Origin of the sequence: Paraburkholderia sp. EG286B (assembly GCF_040965655.1) — a bacterium.
GTDB lineage: Bacteria > Pseudomonadota > Gammaproteobacteria > Burkholderiales > Burkholderiaceae > Paraburkholderia.
Map to the genome: position 1 here is coordinate 1 of NZ_JBFRCF010000054.1, position 17,618 is coordinate 17,618.

The 17,618-nt window shown below is 60.5% G+C and carries 12 protein-coding genes and 3 pseudogenes; 7 read left to right on the forward strand and 8 right to left on the reverse strand.

The features are described from left to right. Positions 1 to 44: 44 nt before the first annotated feature. A complete protein-coding gene (locus AB4Y42_RS42130) occupies positions 45 to 914 on the forward strand; it encodes a group II intron maturase-specific domain-containing protein (RefSeq protein ID WP_368697632.1) in 870 nt (289 codons plus the stop codon). Positions 915 to 1,558: 644 nt separating this feature from the next. On the opposite strand, the gene AB4Y42_RS42135 is transcribed toward AB4Y42_RS42130, so the two are convergent. From AB4Y42_RS42135 to AB4Y42_RS42150, 4 genes and pseudogenes are all read right to left on the reverse strand, one after another. After that, complete coding sequence (locus AB4Y42_RS42135) at positions 1,559 to 1,870, reverse strand: hypothetical protein (protein WP_368697633.1); 312 nt, start codon at positions 1,868 to 1,870, stop codon at positions 1,559 to 1,561. After that, positions 1,867 to 2,700 (reverse strand): IS21-like element helper ATPase IstB, encoded by an 834-nt coding sequence (gene istB, locus AB4Y42_RS42140; protein ID WP_368697634.1) that lies wholly within the window; start codon positions 2,698 to 2,700, stop codon positions 1,867 to 1,869. The genes AB4Y42_RS42135 and istB (AB4Y42_RS42140) overlap by 4 nt, the downstream gene beginning before the upstream one ends. After that, positions 2,697 to 3,654, reverse strand: a pseudogene (locus tag AB4Y42_RS42145) (IS21 family transposase); the annotation flags it as partial. The gene istB (AB4Y42_RS42140) and the pseudogene AB4Y42_RS42145, both read right to left, overlap by 4 nt. Positions 3,655 to 3,875: 221 nt before the next feature. Beyond that, positions 3,876 to 4,511, reverse strand: a complete 636-nt coding sequence (locus AB4Y42_RS42150) for a group II intron maturase-specific domain-containing protein (RefSeq protein WP_368697635.1) — start codon at positions 4,509 to 4,511, stop codon at positions 3,876 to 3,878. A gap of 5 nt (positions 4,512 to 4,516) precedes the next feature. Between AB4Y42_RS42150 and AB4Y42_RS42155 the strand changes: the two genes are divergently transcribed. From AB4Y42_RS42155 to AB4Y42_RS42165, 3 genes and pseudogenes are all read left to right on the forward strand, one after another. After that, on the forward strand, positions 4,517 to 4,768 hold the full coding sequence (locus tag AB4Y42_RS42155; RefSeq protein ID WP_368697636.1) for a hypothetical protein: 252 nt from the start codon (positions 4,517 to 4,519) through the stop codon (positions 4,766 to 4,768). Between the two features lie 17 nt (positions 4,769 to 4,785). After that, on the forward strand, positions 4,786 to 6,075 hold the full coding sequence (locus AB4Y42_RS42160) for an NAD(P)/FAD-dependent oxidoreductase (protein WP_368697637.1): 1,290 nt from the start codon (positions 4,786 to 4,788) through the stop codon (positions 6,073 to 6,075). Positions 6,076 to 6,156: 81 nt separating this feature from the next. Then, a pseudogene (locus tag AB4Y42_RS42165) lies at positions 6,157 to 6,537 on the forward strand (transposase); the annotation flags it as partial. 1,229 nt (positions 6,538 to 7,766) lie between these two features. Here AB4Y42_RS42165 and AB4Y42_RS42170 read toward each other — a convergent pair. Beyond that, on the reverse strand, positions 7,767 to 8,918 hold the full coding sequence (locus AB4Y42_RS42170) for an IS110 family transposase (RefSeq protein ID WP_368697638.1): 1,152 nt from the start codon (positions 8,916 to 8,918) through the stop codon (positions 7,767 to 7,769). 575 nt (positions 8,919 to 9,493) lie between these two features. On the opposite strand from AB4Y42_RS42170, the gene AB4Y42_RS42175 reads away from it, so the two are divergent. The 3 genes and pseudogenes from AB4Y42_RS42175 to AB4Y42_RS42185 all read left to right on the forward strand — a co-directional run bounded on the left by AB4Y42_RS42175 (position 9,494) and on the right by AB4Y42_RS42185 (position 13,974). Then, positions 9,494 to 10,513 (forward strand): IS110 family transposase, encoded by a 1,020-nt coding sequence (locus tag AB4Y42_RS42175; RefSeq protein ID WP_368697639.1) that lies wholly within the window; start codon positions 9,494 to 9,496, stop codon positions 10,511 to 10,513. A gap of 987 nt (positions 10,514 to 11,500) precedes the next feature. Next, positions 11,501 to 11,719 (forward strand): annotated as a pseudogene (locus AB4Y42_RS42180) (transposase); the annotation flags it as partial. Positions 11,720 to 11,880: 161 nt separating this feature from the next. Continuing rightward, positions 11,881 to 13,974 carry a recombinase family protein gene (locus AB4Y42_RS42185; protein ID WP_368697640.1) on the forward strand — a complete coding sequence of 698 codons (2,094 nt, stop codon included), beginning with the start codon at positions 11,881 to 11,883 and terminating at the stop codon, positions 13,972 to 13,974. Between the two features lie 212 nt (positions 13,975 to 14,186). Here the strand turns inward: AB4Y42_RS42185 and AB4Y42_RS42190 are convergent, their stop codons facing one another. From AB4Y42_RS42190 to istA, 3 genes are read right to left on the reverse strand one after another with little or no spacing between them, the layout of a single operon-like run. Further along, entirely contained in the window at positions 14,187 to 14,405 is a 219-nt protein-coding gene (locus AB4Y42_RS42190; RefSeq protein WP_368697641.1) for a hypothetical protein, read from the reverse strand. Further along, positions 14,405 to 15,190 (reverse strand): IS21-like element helper ATPase IstB, encoded by a 786-nt coding sequence (gene istB, locus AB4Y42_RS42195; RefSeq protein WP_368697642.1) that lies wholly within the window; start codon positions 15,188 to 15,190, stop codon positions 14,405 to 14,407. The genes AB4Y42_RS42190 and istB (AB4Y42_RS42195) overlap by 1 nt, the downstream gene beginning before the upstream one ends. Then, positions 15,165 to 16,679: an IS21 family transposase gene (gene istA / locus AB4Y42_RS42200; RefSeq protein WP_368697643.1), complete on the reverse strand. Its 1,515-nt coding sequence runs from the start codon at positions 16,677 to 16,679 to the stop codon at positions 15,165 to 15,167. Before istA ends, istB (AB4Y42_RS42195) begins: the two co-directional genes overlap by 26 nt. Between the last annotated feature and the right edge of the window lie 939 nt (positions 16,680 to 17,618).

Sequence of the window (17,618 nt, forward strand, 5' to 3'; positions counted from 1 at the left end):
CAAGCGCGTAGAAATCCACAAGGACGAGATCGTCGTCGTGTTCCGTGTCGATCCGCAACCGCCGGTTCGCGGCAGCGAAAATTCGACCGACTCAGACGCAGGAGAGAAAAGTATGCAACATTGTAGGCGGCGTAATCTCGCCCGTGGTCGCGAACATGGCGTTAGACGGGTTGGAGGCGACAGTCTATGCGAGTGTCGGTGCAACGGCACTCGCGCGCCAAAAATTCAAACTCAACGTCATCCGGTACGCCGATGATTTCGTGGCGACCTGTGCGTCGAAAGACGTACTCGAATCCTGCGTTCTTCCCGCGATCCGACGTTTCATGGCGGATCGCGGGCTGGAACTGTCGGAGGAGAAAACGCGAATCACGCACATATCGGAAGGTTTCGATTTCCTTGGGCAGAACGTGCGCAAGTACGGCAGCAAGCTGCTGATCATGCCAGCGAAGAAGAGTATTAAATCGCTGCTTGACAAGGTCCGGGAGATCATCAAGTGTAACGCGAGCGTCACGCAAGAGATGCTGATACGACAACTCAACCCTGTCATACGGGGCTGGGCCATGTACCATCGTCACATCGTGGCGAAAGCAACCTTCTCATTGATAGACTCGCACATCTGGCGCCTGCTCTGGAAGTGGGCGAAACGCAGACACCCCACGAAGGGAGCACGATGGGTTAAGCAGCGTTACTTCCGCGCGAACGGACAAAGGTCTTGGAACTTTGCAACGAGGGGGCTGGCCGCCAGTAGCCGCGGCGATGCTTGGCTCTTTCGTGCTTCAACGGTCGCGATTACGCGCCATGTAAAGGTCCGTGGACCAGCTAATTCGTTCGACCCGGAATGGACGACTTACTTTGCTCGTCGTCGAGCTTCAAAACGTTCTGTCAGGCTGCCCGGTGCCAGTCCATGGTGCTGAAGCATGGCTTGAGCCGGATGCGAGGTGACTTGCCTGTCCGGTTCTTAGGGGAGCGCGTGCTGGCAACAGCGCGCGCTTACCCGACAACCTGCATGTAATTTCGGGCTAATAGTCCGCTAGCAAAATGAGGTGTGAGTCAGCGGATTCCATCGAGGCCCGCGGGCTCGACCCGCAACAAGGTCGGATATAAAACCGCAGCCTTCCTGTCCACCAGCACACACGATCTCTTGGCATAAGGGAGGCGTCCATATAAATTACATGAGGCAACGGCCTCGGCTCGGTAACAAATAACCTGAGTCAATGCGGAGACGCGCGACAAACAAGATGAGAATGTCGCGGCGAGGTTGATGATGCCGATCTTAATTGACGCTGGCAAGCGTTTATTGATTGACGCGCGGTTTTGATTGACACGGACGAACGGGTGTCGCTCGACAATCAAACTGAGGTCTTCAGTCGTTGAGGATTGCTGTGTAACGGTAAGCGGCTCGTGCCGGCCGCTTACGTCTAACGCGTGATGTCGCAGATGTTCTGGCAGCGCGACAATCAGGATAAGAATGTGGTGGCGTGGATGATGATGCCGGTGTTGATTGACGCCGGCGAGCTTTGCCTGCCAGCCGCGCGTCAATCAGGATGAGAACAACGGCTCAGTCGGCGAGATCGATGCCGTAACGCGTGACGATGGCTTTGAGCACGTGCTTTACGCTCTCGCGTTTGTTCTCGATGAGCATCGTCGAAGTGCAGTTGGCCTCCAGCGCAACCAGTCCGTCACTGAGCAGGGCCAACAACGTAACGCGTGACGCCAAGGCTTCCTCACCAATGGCGTCAATCACGGTCCGTTTGCGTCGCAAGCGGTACGCACGTTGCCGTTGCGCTCCGGTGAGCGCGCTGCGCGGTGGCATCGAACTGTCGGATGCGTCGTCACGCGTTACGACCATCAGTTGCGAATTGCTCGTCATTGCTGCTCCCCCTGTCGCGGCGGCACGCCGACGTTCTTTGGTGTCGCTATACTGGCCGGACGCCCCGGTCCCTGCTGCTTGCGCTGCAGGGCGGTACGCCGACGGTAGCTTTCGACGTTCAGCTCGAAGATCGTCGAGTGATGGACCAGCCGGTCGACGGCGGCGACCGTCATGGCCCGGTCGGGGAAGACCTTGTCCCAGTCGCCGAACGGTTGATTTGCCGTTATGCAAAAAGAACGGCGCTCATATCTGGCGCTGATGAGCTCGAACAGCACCGACGTCTCGGCCTGATCCTTGCTGACATATGCAAAATCGTCCAAAATCAGGAGATCGAAGCGATCTAGGCGGTTGATGGCGGACTCGAGCGACAGCTCGCGGCGTGCGACCTGCAACCGCTGCACGAGGTCGGTGGTGCGCGCGAAGAGGACCTTCCAGCGCTTCTCCAGCAGGCTCAGTCCAATGGCCGACGACAGGTGCGACTTGGCTCCCCCGGACGGCCCCTGAAGAATCAGGTTGGTGCCGTTACGCAACCAGCCGTCGCCAGCGCAAAGCGCCGAGACGTGCGCCCGGGACACCATTGGCACCGCGTCGAAATCGAAGTTCTCCAGCGTCTTGCCCGGCAGCAGCTTCGCGTCCTTGAGGTGACGTTCGACTCGGCGTCGATCGCGCTCGGCGATCTCGTGTTCGGCCAGCGCCATCAGCAGGCGTGCCGCCGGCCAGCCTTCCGTGTCGGATCGCTCGGCAAAGCTGGACCAGATCTGCTTGATGGCGGGCAGCCGCAAATCGTTGCGCAGCAGCGACAGGCGGGTGGCGTCGATGTCGAGACTCATGCTGCCACCTCCGTTGCCATGTCAAGCAGAGCTTCGTAGTCGCTCAGCGCGGCGAGTTGGACGTTCACCTCCGGCATGCTGTTCGTGCGCTTCGCTTCGAAACGCGAACACAGTCCGTCCACGTTGGGTAACTGTCCATCGTCCAGACACTGCTGCAGTGCCTGCGCCAGTTGCGCTTCGCAGTTGTGCTCGTGGGCCAGGCTGAGCAGTTCAACCATGGTCCTGCAGGCCTGGCGCTCCGGGAGCTGCTCGAGCAGGCGATCGAAGCTCAGGCGATAGGCCTCGCGCGGAAAGATCTGATCACGGTAGACCAGGTTGAGCAGCGCCATGGGCTTGCGGCGCAGCGCGTGGATGACGTGCCGGTAGTTGATGACGTGGCCGTGCTTGCCATTGGGACCCGCGCGGCCGCGCTGCAGTGTCATCAGGGCCGTACTGCCCAGGAACAGCTCCAACCGGTCGTCGTACAGCCGCACGCGCAGGTGATGGCCGATCAGTCGTGACGGGACGGTATAGAACACCTTGCGCAGGACGAAGCCGCAGGTGGTCGTGACGTACACGCGCGTTTCCTCGTAGTCGCACGTACGCTGGACCGGAAGCGGCTGAAGCAGTGCCCGCTCGGCCTCAATGCGTTTGCCATTACGCGCGTTGATTCGACCGACGATCTCGTCGATGAAGCGGCGATAGGGAACCGAGATCGTCGAAGTCGTGACTGCCGCGCAGGAGCAACGCATCACGCACTGCGCTCTTGAGGTGGCCATGAGGGCTCTCGATGGAGCCGTTCTCGTGGGCAACGCCACGGTTGTTGCGTGTGGGCTGCATGCCGTAGTGGGCGCACAGCGCATCGTAACGCGTGGTCAGATCCTTGCGCGCGTCGGCATCGAGATTGCGGAACGCCGCCGACAGGCTGTCGCTGCGGTGCTCGCGCGGCGCGCCCCCGAGTGCCCAGATGGCGTTTAGGTGAGTAGCCCGCGGGAATCGCACCCGCAGGCCCTCGCAGGTAGGGTCGAGAACTGGCGCGCGCACGGTAGGCTCCGGTGGTCTCTCCATCGCTTTCGCGGTGGCCCTCAGTCCGGCTGCCATAGTCACGTTTCCAGCTCCCGCCACGTCGAACGCAGCTTGCGGTTTTCCCGCACTACGCTCTCCTGTCTGCTTCACGTCAAGGTTTATGGGACCTATCATGCCGGGCGCGCTTTCGGTGCGACGGTACGGCGGACCCGGTAGCCATTGAACAGCCCCAGTTCCTCATACAGCCAACGCCTACTCCACCGCTTCCAGCCGAAGCCCCGTCGGTTCCGGGATCGCCCCATATGGCGCCGGATCTTCTTTTCCACCCAGTCCCTGATGAAGTTGAAGCACTCGTTAGAGTCCCCGATAGCGAAGTAATGCACCCAGCCCCGCAGCACCGGATTAATCAGTTCCACTACCCGATTGACCGGCTGTGACTGGTATCGCCGGAACACCTCCTTGAGCTTGCGCAGTAACGCCGTACGCTTCTTCAGCTTTGGCGTGTAGTGCGCTCGCCACGCCCGTGTCCCGAAGCTGCGGAGTTGACGGAAGTCAAACCCCAGAAAGCCGAAACTCTCCTTGCATCTCAGATCCACGGTGCGGCTCTTCTCCTCGTTCACCTCGACCTGTAGCCTGTCAAACTCCTCCCGTAGTCGCCTGCTTACTGCCCCCAGCAGCCAGTCATGGCGTGGGTGTGCATCGATCAGCACGACGAGATCATCAGCGAAGCGGGCATACTCGACGTAGGTATACTTCCCGTTGTGCGTGGATTGGGGGGCGACAGTTAACTTGACACGTGCTCTCATCTTGTTTGACGCGCGGCAGCTTCTACTACGCGCCGGTCAGCTCGTTGCTATCACAACTCTTTCCCACGTCCTGCCCTACCACCGGCTCGTCGCTCGCCTACGTAATCGCGATGACGCTGTTCGGCGGACTCACGCCTGTCGTGACCAATCTTCTCGTAAAATTGACGGGCAGCATCATGTCGCCTGTCTATTACCTGATTGTAATTTCGACCCTCGCGCTCGTGGCTCTGATCGCCAGCCGCAAGCGAGTCAACTGACATATCTCCAAGCTAACATGCTGCCCATTCAAGAAATCACATTGAAACCCGAATTGCCCAAGCAGGTCTCCGTCGCAATTATTGGCGGCGGAATCATTGGTATCAGTTGCGCGCTCGCGCTGTCGCGCAAAGGTGTCGACGTCGCGGTGTTCGAAAAAGGCACGATCGGTTGCGAACAGTCTTCGCGCAACTGGGGCTGGGTGCGCTCCATCGGACGCGACATTAAAGAACTGCAACTGTCTTTCCTCGCGAACGATTTGTGGCCGTCAATCCAATCGCAAATCGACGTGGGCTACCGGATGACGGGACTCGCATATCTTGCGAAAGACGAGTCGGAGATGGCTTTGCATCAAAAATGGATCGATGCGTCCGGCGCCAGCGGTGCCCGCGTCAGGCTTCTTGGCAGAGCCGAACTCGCTAGGTTTCTCCCGCAGTCGAGCCGCACATGGGACGGGGCGCTCTATAGCGCGATCGACGGTGTCGCAGAACCCACGATGGCCACACGAGGCATCGCCGAACTCGCTCGCGCGAACGGTGCATCGATCTTCGAACACTGTGCGGTGCGGGGCATTGATATATCCGCGGGTCGCGTGTCGGCTGTCGTGACCGAGCACGGCGTCGTGAAATGCGCCGACGTGGTTTTGGCAGGCGGTGCGTGGTCACGGCTGTTCTGCGGCAATCATGCAATTGACTTTCCGCAACTCAAGGTTCATGCGTCCGTGCTGCAAACCACGCCTATCGACGCTAAACTGGACATCGCGATCAACGGGGGGGACTTCACATGCCGCAAGCGCTGCGACGGCGGCTACACAGTGTCGAAACTCGGCGCCTCGGTCGCCGATCTCACGCCCGATAGCATTCGCCTGAGCACGAAATTCCTGCGTGCTTGGCTCAAAGAGCGCAAGCATCTGCGACTCCGTTTCGGACGCCCCTTTTTTAATGAACTGAAGATTCCGCGCCGCTTCAGCAGCGACGGCCCGACGCCGTTCGAATCGTACCGCATGCTGGATCCTGAGGCTAACAACGGCATGCTCAACGACGCAATGAATTGCCTGAAGCAGACCTTTCCATCGTTCGCCAATGCGACGATTGCACGTACGTGGGCAGGTATGATTGACGTCACGCCCGATGCGCTGCCGGTTATCTCGAAGGTCGAGCGGATACCGGGTTTCTATCTCGGTTCCGGCTTTTCAGGCCATGGCTTCGGCATTGGACCGGCCGCAGGCGCTGTGCTCGCCGATCTGGTAACAGGCGATCGCACGCAGGTCGGGATCGAAGACTTCGCCCTGAGCCGCTTTTGCTCGTAGGGATGGGGGCTCCTCCTTTGACAGCGGGACCCATAGCTAGCACGACTATATACATCCGCCACCGTGACGCCTTCGAGCCCAATGCGGCTCGGTACGCTCAGCGGAGCGGCGGAAATGCTTGGGTGCGGGTTCGAGACCCGACGCAAACGCACGCGACCCAACGACTTTCTTGACACGATGAACATGATCGTTCTGTGGGCCGAACTGTGTGCGCAGTAGTCAAACTGTATTACTGGAAACGCGGCAACGGTCGCCCGCCGATTCGTTCGGAGCCGATCCTGTGGATTCTCTTCGTGCAGCGGTGCTTCAATCTGGCCGACCTAGCTTGCAAAGAGGCCCTGTATGACAGTCGCTTTGTGGGCATTGATCTGGGCTGGGGAGCCGTACCGGATGTGACAACGCCGCCAAGTCCGACGCCTGCTTGAGAAGCACGAACTCTGCGAACGGCTCTTCGCCGAGATACAGGGAGTGTATTGACGCCATTGCCGTTGTCCGCGCGGGGCCGGCACGGCAGGACGGGCCGCCCCCCGCGCGTACGTACAAACGGCCAACACCAACGACACCTTATATTTCGCGCGGCGTGCCGCAACGACCTTTTGGAAGATTGCATCGGACTCCGGCAGTCGAGTCGGAGACAGCCGGAGATCGTAAAAAGCAGCGCCGCCCGGGTTCACCCCCCTAGCTAGACATCATGTATGGGTGCGACGTGAAGTCGCATAAGAGATTGTTTCAGCTGGCCTCGGCCAGCGAGGAAACCGGCTGTTCCGTCAGCCGTACCCTACCGGCGCATGCGATCTCGGTAACGAGTTGGTATGAAGCCGCCGGGACAATGTAACCTGCACGTATGTGCGGCAACAACCCCGTGAGGGCGAGATGCTTTCTATCAGCATCGGATGGATAAGGTGCCAGGGTGAGCAGTACGGTTAGTAAAAGCGAACCACCGAGAAACGTCGTCAAATGTGGTAAGCCAAAGATGCTGTGAGGCTTAAGCCAAAAGGCATGCAATCGGTTATCCCCTTCCATACTGGGGCTACACGGGCAGCAGATTGCCGGCGAATAGGTGGAACCTAACCTGCTCTTGTCTCTTGTGCGGAACACGGTAAGCCCGACCCTCCGCCACGATCTCGGACTATTGAAATCGTGGCAGGTACGCCGTAAGGCAAGCTGTTGGGGGAGCGGGTATGAGAACGCGGAAAGTGCGACACGTGTCGCCGTCGGCCGGACGTAAATCGGCATAGGTAGTAGACGGCAAAGCTCTTTCTTGCCTTGTCACATTCAGCAATCGGAACATCGGAGGTTGAAGCCGTGACCTGCTGTACGACCAGCAGTTGCCTTCTATGAGGAGAAAATAGTCAAGGCTTTTTTGGTTTCCGGCTTTTGATGCCATCAGTACGTTTCCTGTCCTCTTGGGACCTCGTGATGCAGGCGCATTCGGGGACGAAACTATCTCTCACGTGTCTGAAGCGAGTTGCGCACGTGAGACATTTACGTCTCACCGCCTTCTATCCGCCAGCGGGCAGCCGGCCGCATCCTATGCGCGTTACGCTGGAAGGTTCACCAGGAGTATGCCCCATCTATATCGTTCGGTTGCTGTCGAGCAACCCGGCAACTGCTCGGGCATATTCCGTTCAGACGGGCAAGTACGTGTTTCATTTGATCCGTTGCTGCACTGCCTTACTTTATAGGGATCCTTATCGCATTTTGAGTTCAGCACCTTCGGGAATCACACCTTCTTCGAGGTAGCGCCATAGCGCGATGACCAGGCGGCGTGCCACCGCGACGATCGCTATACGTCGAGCGCGTCGGTTGGGGCCTGTGCCCTTCGTGCGCTCGTTGAACCAGCGAGTGAGCAGGCTGGCGGGCTGATACCGTATCCATGTCCATGCCGTTTCAATCAGTAACGCGCGCACGCGTCGGTTCCCCTGTTTGCTGATCCCCTGATCGATCTGGGTCTGGCCGCTGTCGTAGGGTTGTGGGACCAGGCCGGTACACGCACCCACCTGGCGGCGGTTGGCGAAGTGCCTCCAGAAGAGCTCGAGTGTAAGTCTGGAGCCGCTAACCGGACCGATGCCGCGAAGGTGTGTGAGGTGATCAATACGCTCGCGCGCACGTTCGGGAAGGTTGAGGTGGTAGGCTTTTTCCAGGATGGCCGCCTGCTTCTCGACCAGCGCCAGCCGCTCGCACTCGCGCAGCAGGCGTTCGTGGAGCTCGTCGGGCAGCGGGGCACCATCGTGACAGCGCACTTCACGGCATGCGACGCGGGCGGCGAATTTACGGCTGTTGACATTCTCCCAACAGCCCACCGTGGCCAGCAGCTTGCGCATGCGGTCGCGGTGTTGCAGCACTTCCTTCTGCAGTTGGCCGCGATCACGCATCAGGTGGCGCGAAGCTTCGTCCTGGGCAGAGGGTACGTGCACCGCGTGCATGCGGTCGCGTTCGCCGCCCAGCCAGGCCCGCAGGTTGATGACCAGCTTCGTCACGTCAAGCCGGTCGGTCTTTGCTCGGCGCTTTTGGCGTTGGACTGGAATGCTCGCGGGATCGACGTCGTAACATTCGATGCCGCGAGCCTGCAGAGCCCGGAAGATCCAGAATCCATCCTGGCCGGCTTCGTAGCTCACGACGATGCGCACGTTGTCGGGCAGTGCCCATGCCTGTTTTTTGGTGGCAATCAGCGCAAGCACGGCCTCCAGGCGGTCGGCGGGGTCGGGTTGTGCCACCGTGTGGATCGACGGGGTTTCTCGATGCCCGTCATGCAGCGCGACTTTCCACTTTGCCGCCGCCAGTTCAAGCGATACGGCCAGCACCACGTCTGTTACGTTGCCTTGCGTTTCCTGTGTATGCATGACGCCCTCCTGTGAGGAACTCCACGACACGCTGATTTTACCGATATGGGTCCCGCCGCCTTAGTACATAGGATCTACCCGGGCATGCGCGATGGGTGACCGTCGGGTATGAAGCCTCAGGGACAACGTACTTCTCGATAGACGGCTCATCTTGGCGACAAGAGAGGAGTCGACACTGCCAGCAGCCGTGCGGTGTGAAGGCCAGGCAAATTCCGCATGCACAACGCAAGTGAACTACCGATGGAAGCCTCGTAATTCTCGATGAGCCCAAGCTGCTGTTGGCTCTAACCAAAAGGTAGATGGCCGGTTGCCCTTCTTTTCCGTGTGGGCACGTCGTCGTAGCGCCGTCGTGGTATAGGCAGATGCTAAACGGACAGACACACCGTTGTTTAGGTGTGTCGGCAGGACTGGGAACGTGGTAAGCCTGATTCTCCGCTGGGCGGCGACAAATGGAATGAACGCCCCCACCTACCAGGTGGGTGACGCCGAAGAGGCGGACCCTCACGGGCCGACGGCATCAAAGTGCCCAAATGGAAGATCATTGAGGTCTTCACAGGCTAACCGGAGGGTCCGAAATGAAGTATACGACGGTCGGGGTGGACATCGCGAAGAACGTCTTCCAGCTTCACTGGGTGGATGCTGGCACGGGCGAGATTGTGAACAAGCAACTGAAGCGCGCCGCATTCCTCGAGCATTTTGCGAATCGCGAGCCTTGCCTCATCGGAATGGAGGCCTGCGGCGGTGCCCAGCATTGGGCACGACGATTGATGGAGATGGGCCATCAGGTCAAGCTGATGCCGGCGAAGTTCGTCAAGGCTTTCAATATCGGCAACAAGAACGATCCTGCAGATGCTCGTGCGATCTGGATGGCCACGCAGATGCCGAGCAAGCCCGTCGCTGTCAAGACCGAAGCCCAGCAGGCTGTATTGGCGCTGCATCGGTTGCGGCAACAAAAGATCAAGTTCCGCACGATGCAGATGAACAGTCTGCGAGGCTTGCTAACAGAGTACGGCGAGGTGATGGCCAAGAGTCGCGCCGCGCTGGATAAAGCGATTCCCGGGGTGCTGGCGAGGCTGGCCGAGCGTCTACCGGCGATGCTGATCGACTCGTTACGCGAACTTTGGAATGACCTTGATCGACTCGACAAACAGATCGCTGACATTGAGCGACGTTTGCACACGTGGATGAAAGAGGACAAGGCATGCAAGGCGATTGCCGCGATCCCCGGCGTTGGCCTGCTGACGGCGACGGCCACTGTCGCCACGATGGGTGACGCCAAGGCGTTCAGGTCCGGACGGGAGTTTGCCGCGTGGCTCGGTCTCGTACCAAAGCAGATCGGCACTGGTGGGAAGATCCAGCTATTGGGTATCAGCCGGCGCGGCGACACGTATGTACGGACGTTACTGATCCACGGAGCACGCAGCGTGCTCTTCCATGGCAAGCACGCCGGGTCGTGGGCTGAGCAGTTGCAGAAACGGCGACCATCCAACGTGGTGACTGTAGCACTTGCCAACAAGATGGCCCGAACAATCTGGGCGGTTCTCGCACATGGCACGCCATACAACCAGGGGCACGTCAGTGCACAACCGGCTTGATCAGTTGAACCGTATGGAAGATTGAAGCTTGCAGGATGACGTCGAAAGGTTGCGTTGGCAATCGAGCGTGATGACAAGACAGGTCGGACCTGAACTCGCTAAGCCTGAAAGATAATTTGAGCGCGTAGCTCGTGCGACAAATGAGGAGCGAGTCAGCGGATTTCATCGAGGCCCGCAGCGTATGAGGCTGCAATGAGGCCGCATATAAAGCTGCAACCTATCCTGTCGATGCAAAGCGCAAGAAAACCTGGCGCATCGGGTGCGTTCATATAATTATCTTGGCCGGCGCTGCAATGGCAAGACCGGCGTCGATACGGCGCTTAAAGCTGTGCTCGAGCTGTGGAGCGGCTGGAGCAGGGAAACTTGCACGTACAGTTCTTTCGGGGGCCCCGCTGCCGAGAGGTAGTGGGGCTACCCACTAAGCGAATGGCGGGCGGTAATAGCTCGCATAGGGGTTCAAGATTTGCCCTGACCTAAAAGGGTGCAGACTTCCGTGTGGTGCAGTTGTCGCGAGTCCACGTTTTAGATTCATCGAGGGGAAGCTTGTGAGGGACCAGTATCGCTACGGTTCAACGCCCTTCGTCTCAGCGATGGGGCGAATCAACAATGTGACGCTTGCGAAGGGCTCGTGCAGTTGGCGAGACCGGCGTCAGTGCGACGCTTAACGCTGTGCTCGAGCCGTATGCGGGGAAAGCTCGCACGTACGGTTCTTCGGGGGCCGCGTTTCCGAGAGGGAACGCGGCTACCCTATACCTGCCGCACCTCAAGGTACGCCGATTAAGCTTGAGGTGGGCTACACCGCGGCTCAGAGCCACATTGAGGGGGCAGGTCATGAACAAGTTTAGCAAGTACGTGGGCCTGGATGTACATCAGGCAACGGTTGCCGTGGCGGTCGCCGACACGGCTGGCGAAGTGCGGTATCTGGGCGAGATCGTGAACACACCCGAGGCCATTGCGAAACTGGTAGGACGGCTCAAGCGGGGCACGCAACGGCTGAAGGCGCAGATCGACAAGCTCAAACGGATGCACTTCGGTCGCAAGTCCGAGCAGCTTGACCGGCAGATCGACCGGCTTGAGACCGAGCTCGAAGATCTGGCTGCCGGTCGCGGCGTTGCCGATGTGCGCCGAGCCCGCGCGTCGATCGCGAGCATGTCTGGCGTCAACTCGTCGCCGCAGGAGGCCCTGCCGCCCCATCTGCCGCGCGAAGAGCATGCGTTCGAACTCGATCCGGGCTGCCCACTGTGCGGATCCAACCCTGAACTCCGACATCGTGGGGCATCGACGGGAGGAAGTGATCGAAGCGCTCGCCGCTCTTCTTCTGGAAGCGCTGGGCAAACCGACGAACACAAACGAACCAGGAGATCGAGATGAGCCAGAAGATCTCCGCTGAACATCTCTCCCGAGGAGCCGTCGTTTACGTCCGACAGTCAACCATGAGCCAGGTGGTGGAACACACTGAGAGCCAGAATCGGCAGTACGCACTCGCCGAATCTGCACGAGCCATGGGTTTTGCTTCAGTTACGACCATCGACGACGATCTTGGACGTTCGGGGTCGGGCAGTGTCGAGCGGCCCGGATTCCAGAAGCTGGTCGCGTCAGTGTGTGCAGGATCGGTTGGTGCCGTCTTCTGTCTCGAGGCTTCGCGACTTGCGCGTAACGGCCGCGATTGGCACCATCTCGTTGACCTGTGCGCACTGGTCGGCACGGTCGTGGTTGATCACGACGGCGTATATGACCCGAGACTGGTCAACGATCGGCTCCTGCTTGGACTCAAGGGCACGATGTCGGAGTACGAACTCAGTCTGCTGCGACAGCGCGGCATAGCCGCCCGAGATTCGAAGGCGCAGCGTGGCGAATTACGCTTCGCACTGCCTCCTGGCTATTGCTGGAACGAGCTTGGGCAGATCGAGATGGATCCAGACGAACGGGTTGCCGAGGCCATCCGGCTGCTCTTTCGTAAGTTCCGCGAACTCGGCAGTGCTCGTCAGGTGCTGCTATGGGCCATACAATCGGACGTCAAGCTGCCCGTAACACGTCACGGCCCCACCGGCATCCGGATCGAATGGAGCCGGCCTGCATACCACACGGTAGTCCAGATACTGGAGCATCCGGTATATGCTGGGGCATATGTGTTTGGAAGGACGACCCAACGCACTGCCGTCGTCGACGGACGGGCTCGTAAGACCGATGGGCACTCCAAGCCGATGAAGGACTGGAGCGTACTGTTGCGAGACCACCACCCAGGGTATATCACCTGGGATCAGTTCGAGGAGCATCAAAGGATGATCGCCGAGAACGCACACATGAAGAAGCGGGCCTCCCGCAGATCTGCTCGCGGCGGGCGGGCATTGCTGACCGGGCTGGCACGATGTGGCCGGTGCGGTCGAATGTTGCGTGTGAACTACGGCATGAGAGCTGGTCACGCGCATCGCTATTACTGCCGAGGCGACGAGGCCCATGTCGGAGCATTTCTCTGTATAGGAATCGGTGGCGTGCGCGTCGACAAGGCGGTGGCAGCCTCGATTCTCGAAGCGGTGTCTGAGCATGCAGTGGAAGCGGCCATTCGCGCTGCACAGCAAACATCGCGGGCAGACGACGATGTTCGCCGTGCAATAGCTGGCGAACTCGAGGAAGCGCGCTACGATGCATCCCTTGCCGCACGTCGGTATGAGGTTGTCGATCCGACGAAGCGGCTGGTCGCACGTGAGCTTGAAGCGCGATGGAATGCAGCGCTTGAGCGCGTCGCTCACCTTGAAGAGCGCGCAGCCCTTCTGGACCGCGAAGCCGCAAGCCGACCCGCGATCGACCAGGCACAGTTGATGATGCTCGCGCATGATCTTTCCGCGGCATGGAATGCACCGGGCACGGACATGCGAACGAAGCAGCGGCTGAGCCGGATTCTCATTCAGGAGGTTGTAATTGATCTGGATGACGAAACGAATGAGACGATCGTCACGGTTCATTGGACGGGTGGCCGGCACACGGAACTGCGCGTCGCGCGCGTAAGTGTTGGCCGATATCCATCCAGCCAGCACTTCAGTGCTGTTGAGGTGATGCGCAAGCTTGGTGGACAGTGGCCGGACAGGGAGCTTGCGGTGACCATGAACCGCATGCGCTGCAAAACGCCAGACGGCAAGACCTGGACTACGGTTCGCGTTACCGAACTGCGTGAGCGACTGGGCATTGCGCCATTCGATCCGACAGCGTTGCGTGCGCAGACGATCAGCGTGGAAGAAGCCTCACGGCGACTGGGAATCTACGGCAGTTCGATTCATCGGCTCATACGCGAGGGAACACTACCTGCGACCCAGCTTATGCCCTCGGCGCCCTGGCAGGTCCCCGTCGCCGCGCTCGATTCTGATGCCGTCAGGGAAGGTGTACGGGCTATCAAGGAACGGCGGCCGCCGCACTTCAAGGCTCGGCAGGAAGCCGAGAAATCACTCAAGTTGCCAGGCTTCTAATCTTACTGTGTCACATAATTAGTTGCGTGATCTATTGCAGTGCAGGAGGAGTTCCATCGTCGCATGAGCCGCAGTCCAAGCAGGATGCGCAATGTGGTAATGGTGTTGACGGCGGCGTAGATCCGCACTTTTTGGGCGGCGCGGCGCGAGTAAATCGCTGAGGTAACAGGCAGGCGTGCGGCCTCTCTCTATTGACGTAGTGGTGCTTGCGCCTAGAACGGCGGGTCGCGTTCACGGGTACGTGCGCCTGCTGCAGACGAGCGCTGTTCACGCAGCAGTTCGTGAAGCTGAGCGCCATAGTGGTCCGTCACGATGGCAAGCAGATCATCAAGCAGTTCGAACACGGCGAGCGCCTGCTCGGGCGTCCAGTCGTCGGGTACGACGAACGGCAAGCCGTGACGTCGGCCCGATGGCAGCAAGGGCCGGCTCATCAGACAGTCTCCCTCTTCGTGGCCGGCCTGCGCGTTTTGCGCTGCCGTGCCCGTGCCTCGTTCCGCTCGCGCGCTTCCTTGAGCCGGTACGATTCGCCCTCGATCGAGATCACCTCGGCGCGGTGCACGAGCCGATCGACCAGGGAGACGACGCAGGCGGCGTTGGGGAACACTTCCGACCATTCCGCGAACGGTTTGTTGGTCGTTACGATGGTCGAACGTGCCTCGTACCGGCGGCTGATGAGCTCGAACAGCAGATCAGCGTGGCGATTCGAATACGACAGGTAGCCTACCTCATCGATCACCAGGATGTCGGGTGTCGCATAATGATGCAGACGCCGGCGCAATGCCGAATCGCTGTCCAGCGCAGCGAGTTCGCCAAGCATTTCGCTGGCTGACTTGAACAGCACCGTGTGACCCTGGATCAGGGCGTGATGCGCCACGTTCTGCGCAAGCGTCGACTTTCCCACGCCGTTCGGGCCGATGAACACGACGTTGGTTGCATCGGCGAGGAACGTCAACGACATCAGGTCTTCGACCGCCGCGCGATCAATTCTCGCGGGCCAGTTCCAGTCGAAGTCGGCCATCGCCTTGAACCTGCCCAGTTTCGCTGCCCGGATGCGCCGCTGCAGCGAGCGGTGCGCCCGCTCGTCTTCTTCCCATTGCAGCAGCGACGCGAGCCACGTCGCGCCGTCGATTTCGCTCCAGTGTTCGACGAGGCCGTTCAGCCGCAGGGCCTTGGCGCGCAGGCGCAGGACTTCAGTGTTGATTGTGGTCGGCGCCATCTTCTTCCTCCGCTGTCAGTTGATCGTACGTGTCAAGCCGGTGCGGCTGCACGGGCGCATCCTTGCGTCGCACATGCTCCGGCAGATTCATGGCGACGGGCGGCGGTGCCCCTCGCGCTGCGCGGCGACGTTCCAGCGCGGCCCGAACCGTGTTCGTATGCGCCGATCCTGCACGCAACGCATCCTCGACGGCTGCCTGCAGTTCGCCGGCGCCATAGCGATCGAGCAGGCGCAGCAGCGAGGTCGTGAGCCCGCCGATGTTCGCGCCGCGCTCGGCCGCACGCATCAGCAGGAGTTGGCAGGCAGGCACGGCGCGGGTCAGGCTGTTGATACCGCGGTGCTGGCGTGCCTCACGCTTGAATTCCACGAGCGTCTTCAGGTGTTGAGGGTCTTCGATCTGTTCGGCGCGATCGTAGCTGCGCCGATGGCTGGCGATCATTTCGGCACCGTCGAACACCCGGACCTGATTCAGGTCGGCGCGAACGCCCAGCGTGCGACGCACATGCATGTGGGGTATCGTGTAGTCATTCAGATCGAAGCGCACATAGGGTGTTTTGCCGACCTTTACGGCGACGTGTTCTTCGACAGTGAACGGATTGTCGGGTAGCGGCAGCAACAAGGGGCGCTCGTTAGCGAACGCCTCGCGCACGGTCATCGCGTGATCCTCGGGACACGGCCGGTCCGCCGCCTGTGTGCGACACCAATGCTCGGCCTGCGCATTCAGGTCATCGAGGTCCGTGAACCTGCGCGCAGCGAAGAATGCCTCACGGACATGCCGTATTGCCCGTTCCACACGCCCTTTCTCGTTTCCGCGTGCAACCGCAACAGGGCGGGGTTCGAACCGGTAATGACCAGCGAACGCGAGCAGCGTCGGATGGAAGCGGATTGCGTCACCAACGCGTTCGAGCACTGCCGACTTCAGATTGTCGTAGAGCAGGACCCTTGGCAGTCCGCACCATGTGTTGAAGGCACCAATATGCCCGCGCAGGAAGTTCTCCATCCGCGCGTCGAGGAAGAAGCGCAGGTAGATGTCGCGCGAGTAAGAGAGCACCATCACGAAGGCCATCAATGGCCGTCGCGCGCGGCCGATCTCAACGTATCCAAAGTGACCCCAGTCAACCTGGCCCTGTTCGCCAGGCAGCGTGCGCAGGCGCAGGAACGCCTCGGCGGGCTTGCGTGGGCGATGTAGCGCGAGCATGTGCCGGAAGTGATCCCGTGCTCCCCTGTAGCCGCGCTCGCGCACCATCACGTAGAGACGACTGCCTGTGAGCGTCGGATATTTCTCCAGCGTCTGCCGGATGAACGGCAGGTATGGCTCGATCATGGAGGGCTTCGGCGTCGGGCCGTATCGCGGCAATCCGGCGCGGGCGAGTACGCGCTGTACCGTCTCGCGATGCACGTGCAACTGCTTCGCGATGGTGCCGCACGGCCACTTCTCGACGTGGTAGAGGCGCAGGATCTGCGTCTCGAGCTCAACCGGAATCGTCATCGGGGTCTCCGCAATCAGAACGGCGGCCGAAGGCGTTACCTTCGGGGCGAACATGACGGGGACCACGACGGCGCACGAAGCCGGTTCGAACCAGCGGTGAGAGCGAGGTGCCGCAGAAACGGCAGTTCATCTGCGGCGTCGCGGTCCGGTTGCAGTACACCATCGTCGGGGAGGTCTGGTGAACCGTGATGCGTCACGATCTGACGCCGGGCCCGATAGCGCCGGGCACGCGCGGCATGCGCAAAGCGTCCTCGGCGCGAGAGCTGATAGCGTTGTCCGGCTTCGCGCACGCTGTCGCGGCGTGCGTGGGCGGCGCACTCGTGGCAGTAGCGGTTGCCGCGATCGCAGCGGCGGCAAATGAAGACCTGCGCCCGGCACCGGGCGCACAGGTACAGGCGGCCCACAGGCAGCTGCATTGGCGGTTCCCCCGAAACGCCAAAGAGCAAGGTGTCGGGTGAGATCGACGCGCCGCGCAGGCAATGCGATACTGACCACTCACGCGGCGCTCCAGGCCGGCCGACAGGCCAGCCAGACGGAGACCCTGTGGAGGCGCGATGCCGGACTGGACCTGGCAGTTGAGGCCGGCATCGCGCCTGTTGTTCTTCCCTGGCAACCGCCTTTCTACCACGCGACCAGCCCTGCGCAGCGCGGGGCGCGTCTTCAGTCGCCCTACGGGCTCCTTACGTCGCGCCCCACAGAAACTCCCTGCTCATCGCGCGCCGGTCGCATCGACAACTTCTGTTTCTATTTGCGTGTCGCGCCGCCGCTTCGTGACGCCGCCCAAAAAGCGCGGAAACTGACCGCTATCGACAAATGGAATCAGGAACGTGGCGTTGAGCGCGCTGGACTGCCCCGGGGGATGTAATCCGGGGGAAGGACAGGCAGCGCGCGTTCAAGGAAGTTTTTTTTGCCACGCCCATCTGATTGAATTCTGAGTCG

What these genes read in the sequence shown, in the direction of transcription:
- AB4Y42_RS42135 (WP_368697633.1), bottom strand. Translation starts at nt 1,870, where the DNA reads ATGACGAGCAATTCGCAACTGATGGTCGTAACGCGTGACGACGCATCC.
- istB (WP_368697634.1), bottom strand. Translation starts at nt 2,700, where the DNA reads ATGAGTCTCGACATCGACGCCACCCGCCTGTCGCTGCTGCGCAACGAT.
- AB4Y42_RS42150 (WP_368697635.1), bottom strand. Translation starts at nt 4,511, where the DNA reads ATGAGAGCACGTGTCAAGTTAACTGTCGCCCCCCAATCCACGCACAAC.
- AB4Y42_RS42160 (WP_368697637.1), top strand. Translation starts at nt 4,786, where the DNA reads ATGCTGCCCATTCAAGAAATCACATTGAAACCCGAATTGCCCAAGCAG.
- AB4Y42_RS42170 (WP_368697638.1), bottom strand. Translation starts at nt 8,918, where the DNA reads ATGCATACACAGGAAACGCAAGGCAACGTAACAGACGTGGTGCTGGCC.
- AB4Y42_RS42175 (WP_368697639.1), top strand. Translation starts at nt 9,494, where the DNA reads ATGAAGTATACGACGGTCGGGGTGGACATCGCGAAGAACGTCTTCCAG.
- AB4Y42_RS42185 (WP_368697640.1), top strand. Translation starts at nt 11,881, where the DNA reads ATGAGCCAGAAGATCTCCGCTGAACATCTCTCCCGAGGAGCCGTCGTT.
- AB4Y42_RS42190 (WP_368697641.1), bottom strand. Translation starts at nt 14,405, where the DNA reads ATGAGCCGGCCCTTGCTGCCATCGGGCCGACGTCACGGCTTGCCGTTC.
- istB (WP_368697642.1), bottom strand. Translation starts at nt 15,190, where the DNA reads ATGGCGCCGACCACAATCAACACTGAAGTCCTGCGCCTGCGCGCCAAG.
- istA (WP_368697643.1), bottom strand. Translation starts at nt 16,679, where the DNA reads ATGACGATTCCGGTTGAGCTCGAGACGCAGATCCTGCGCCTCTACCAC.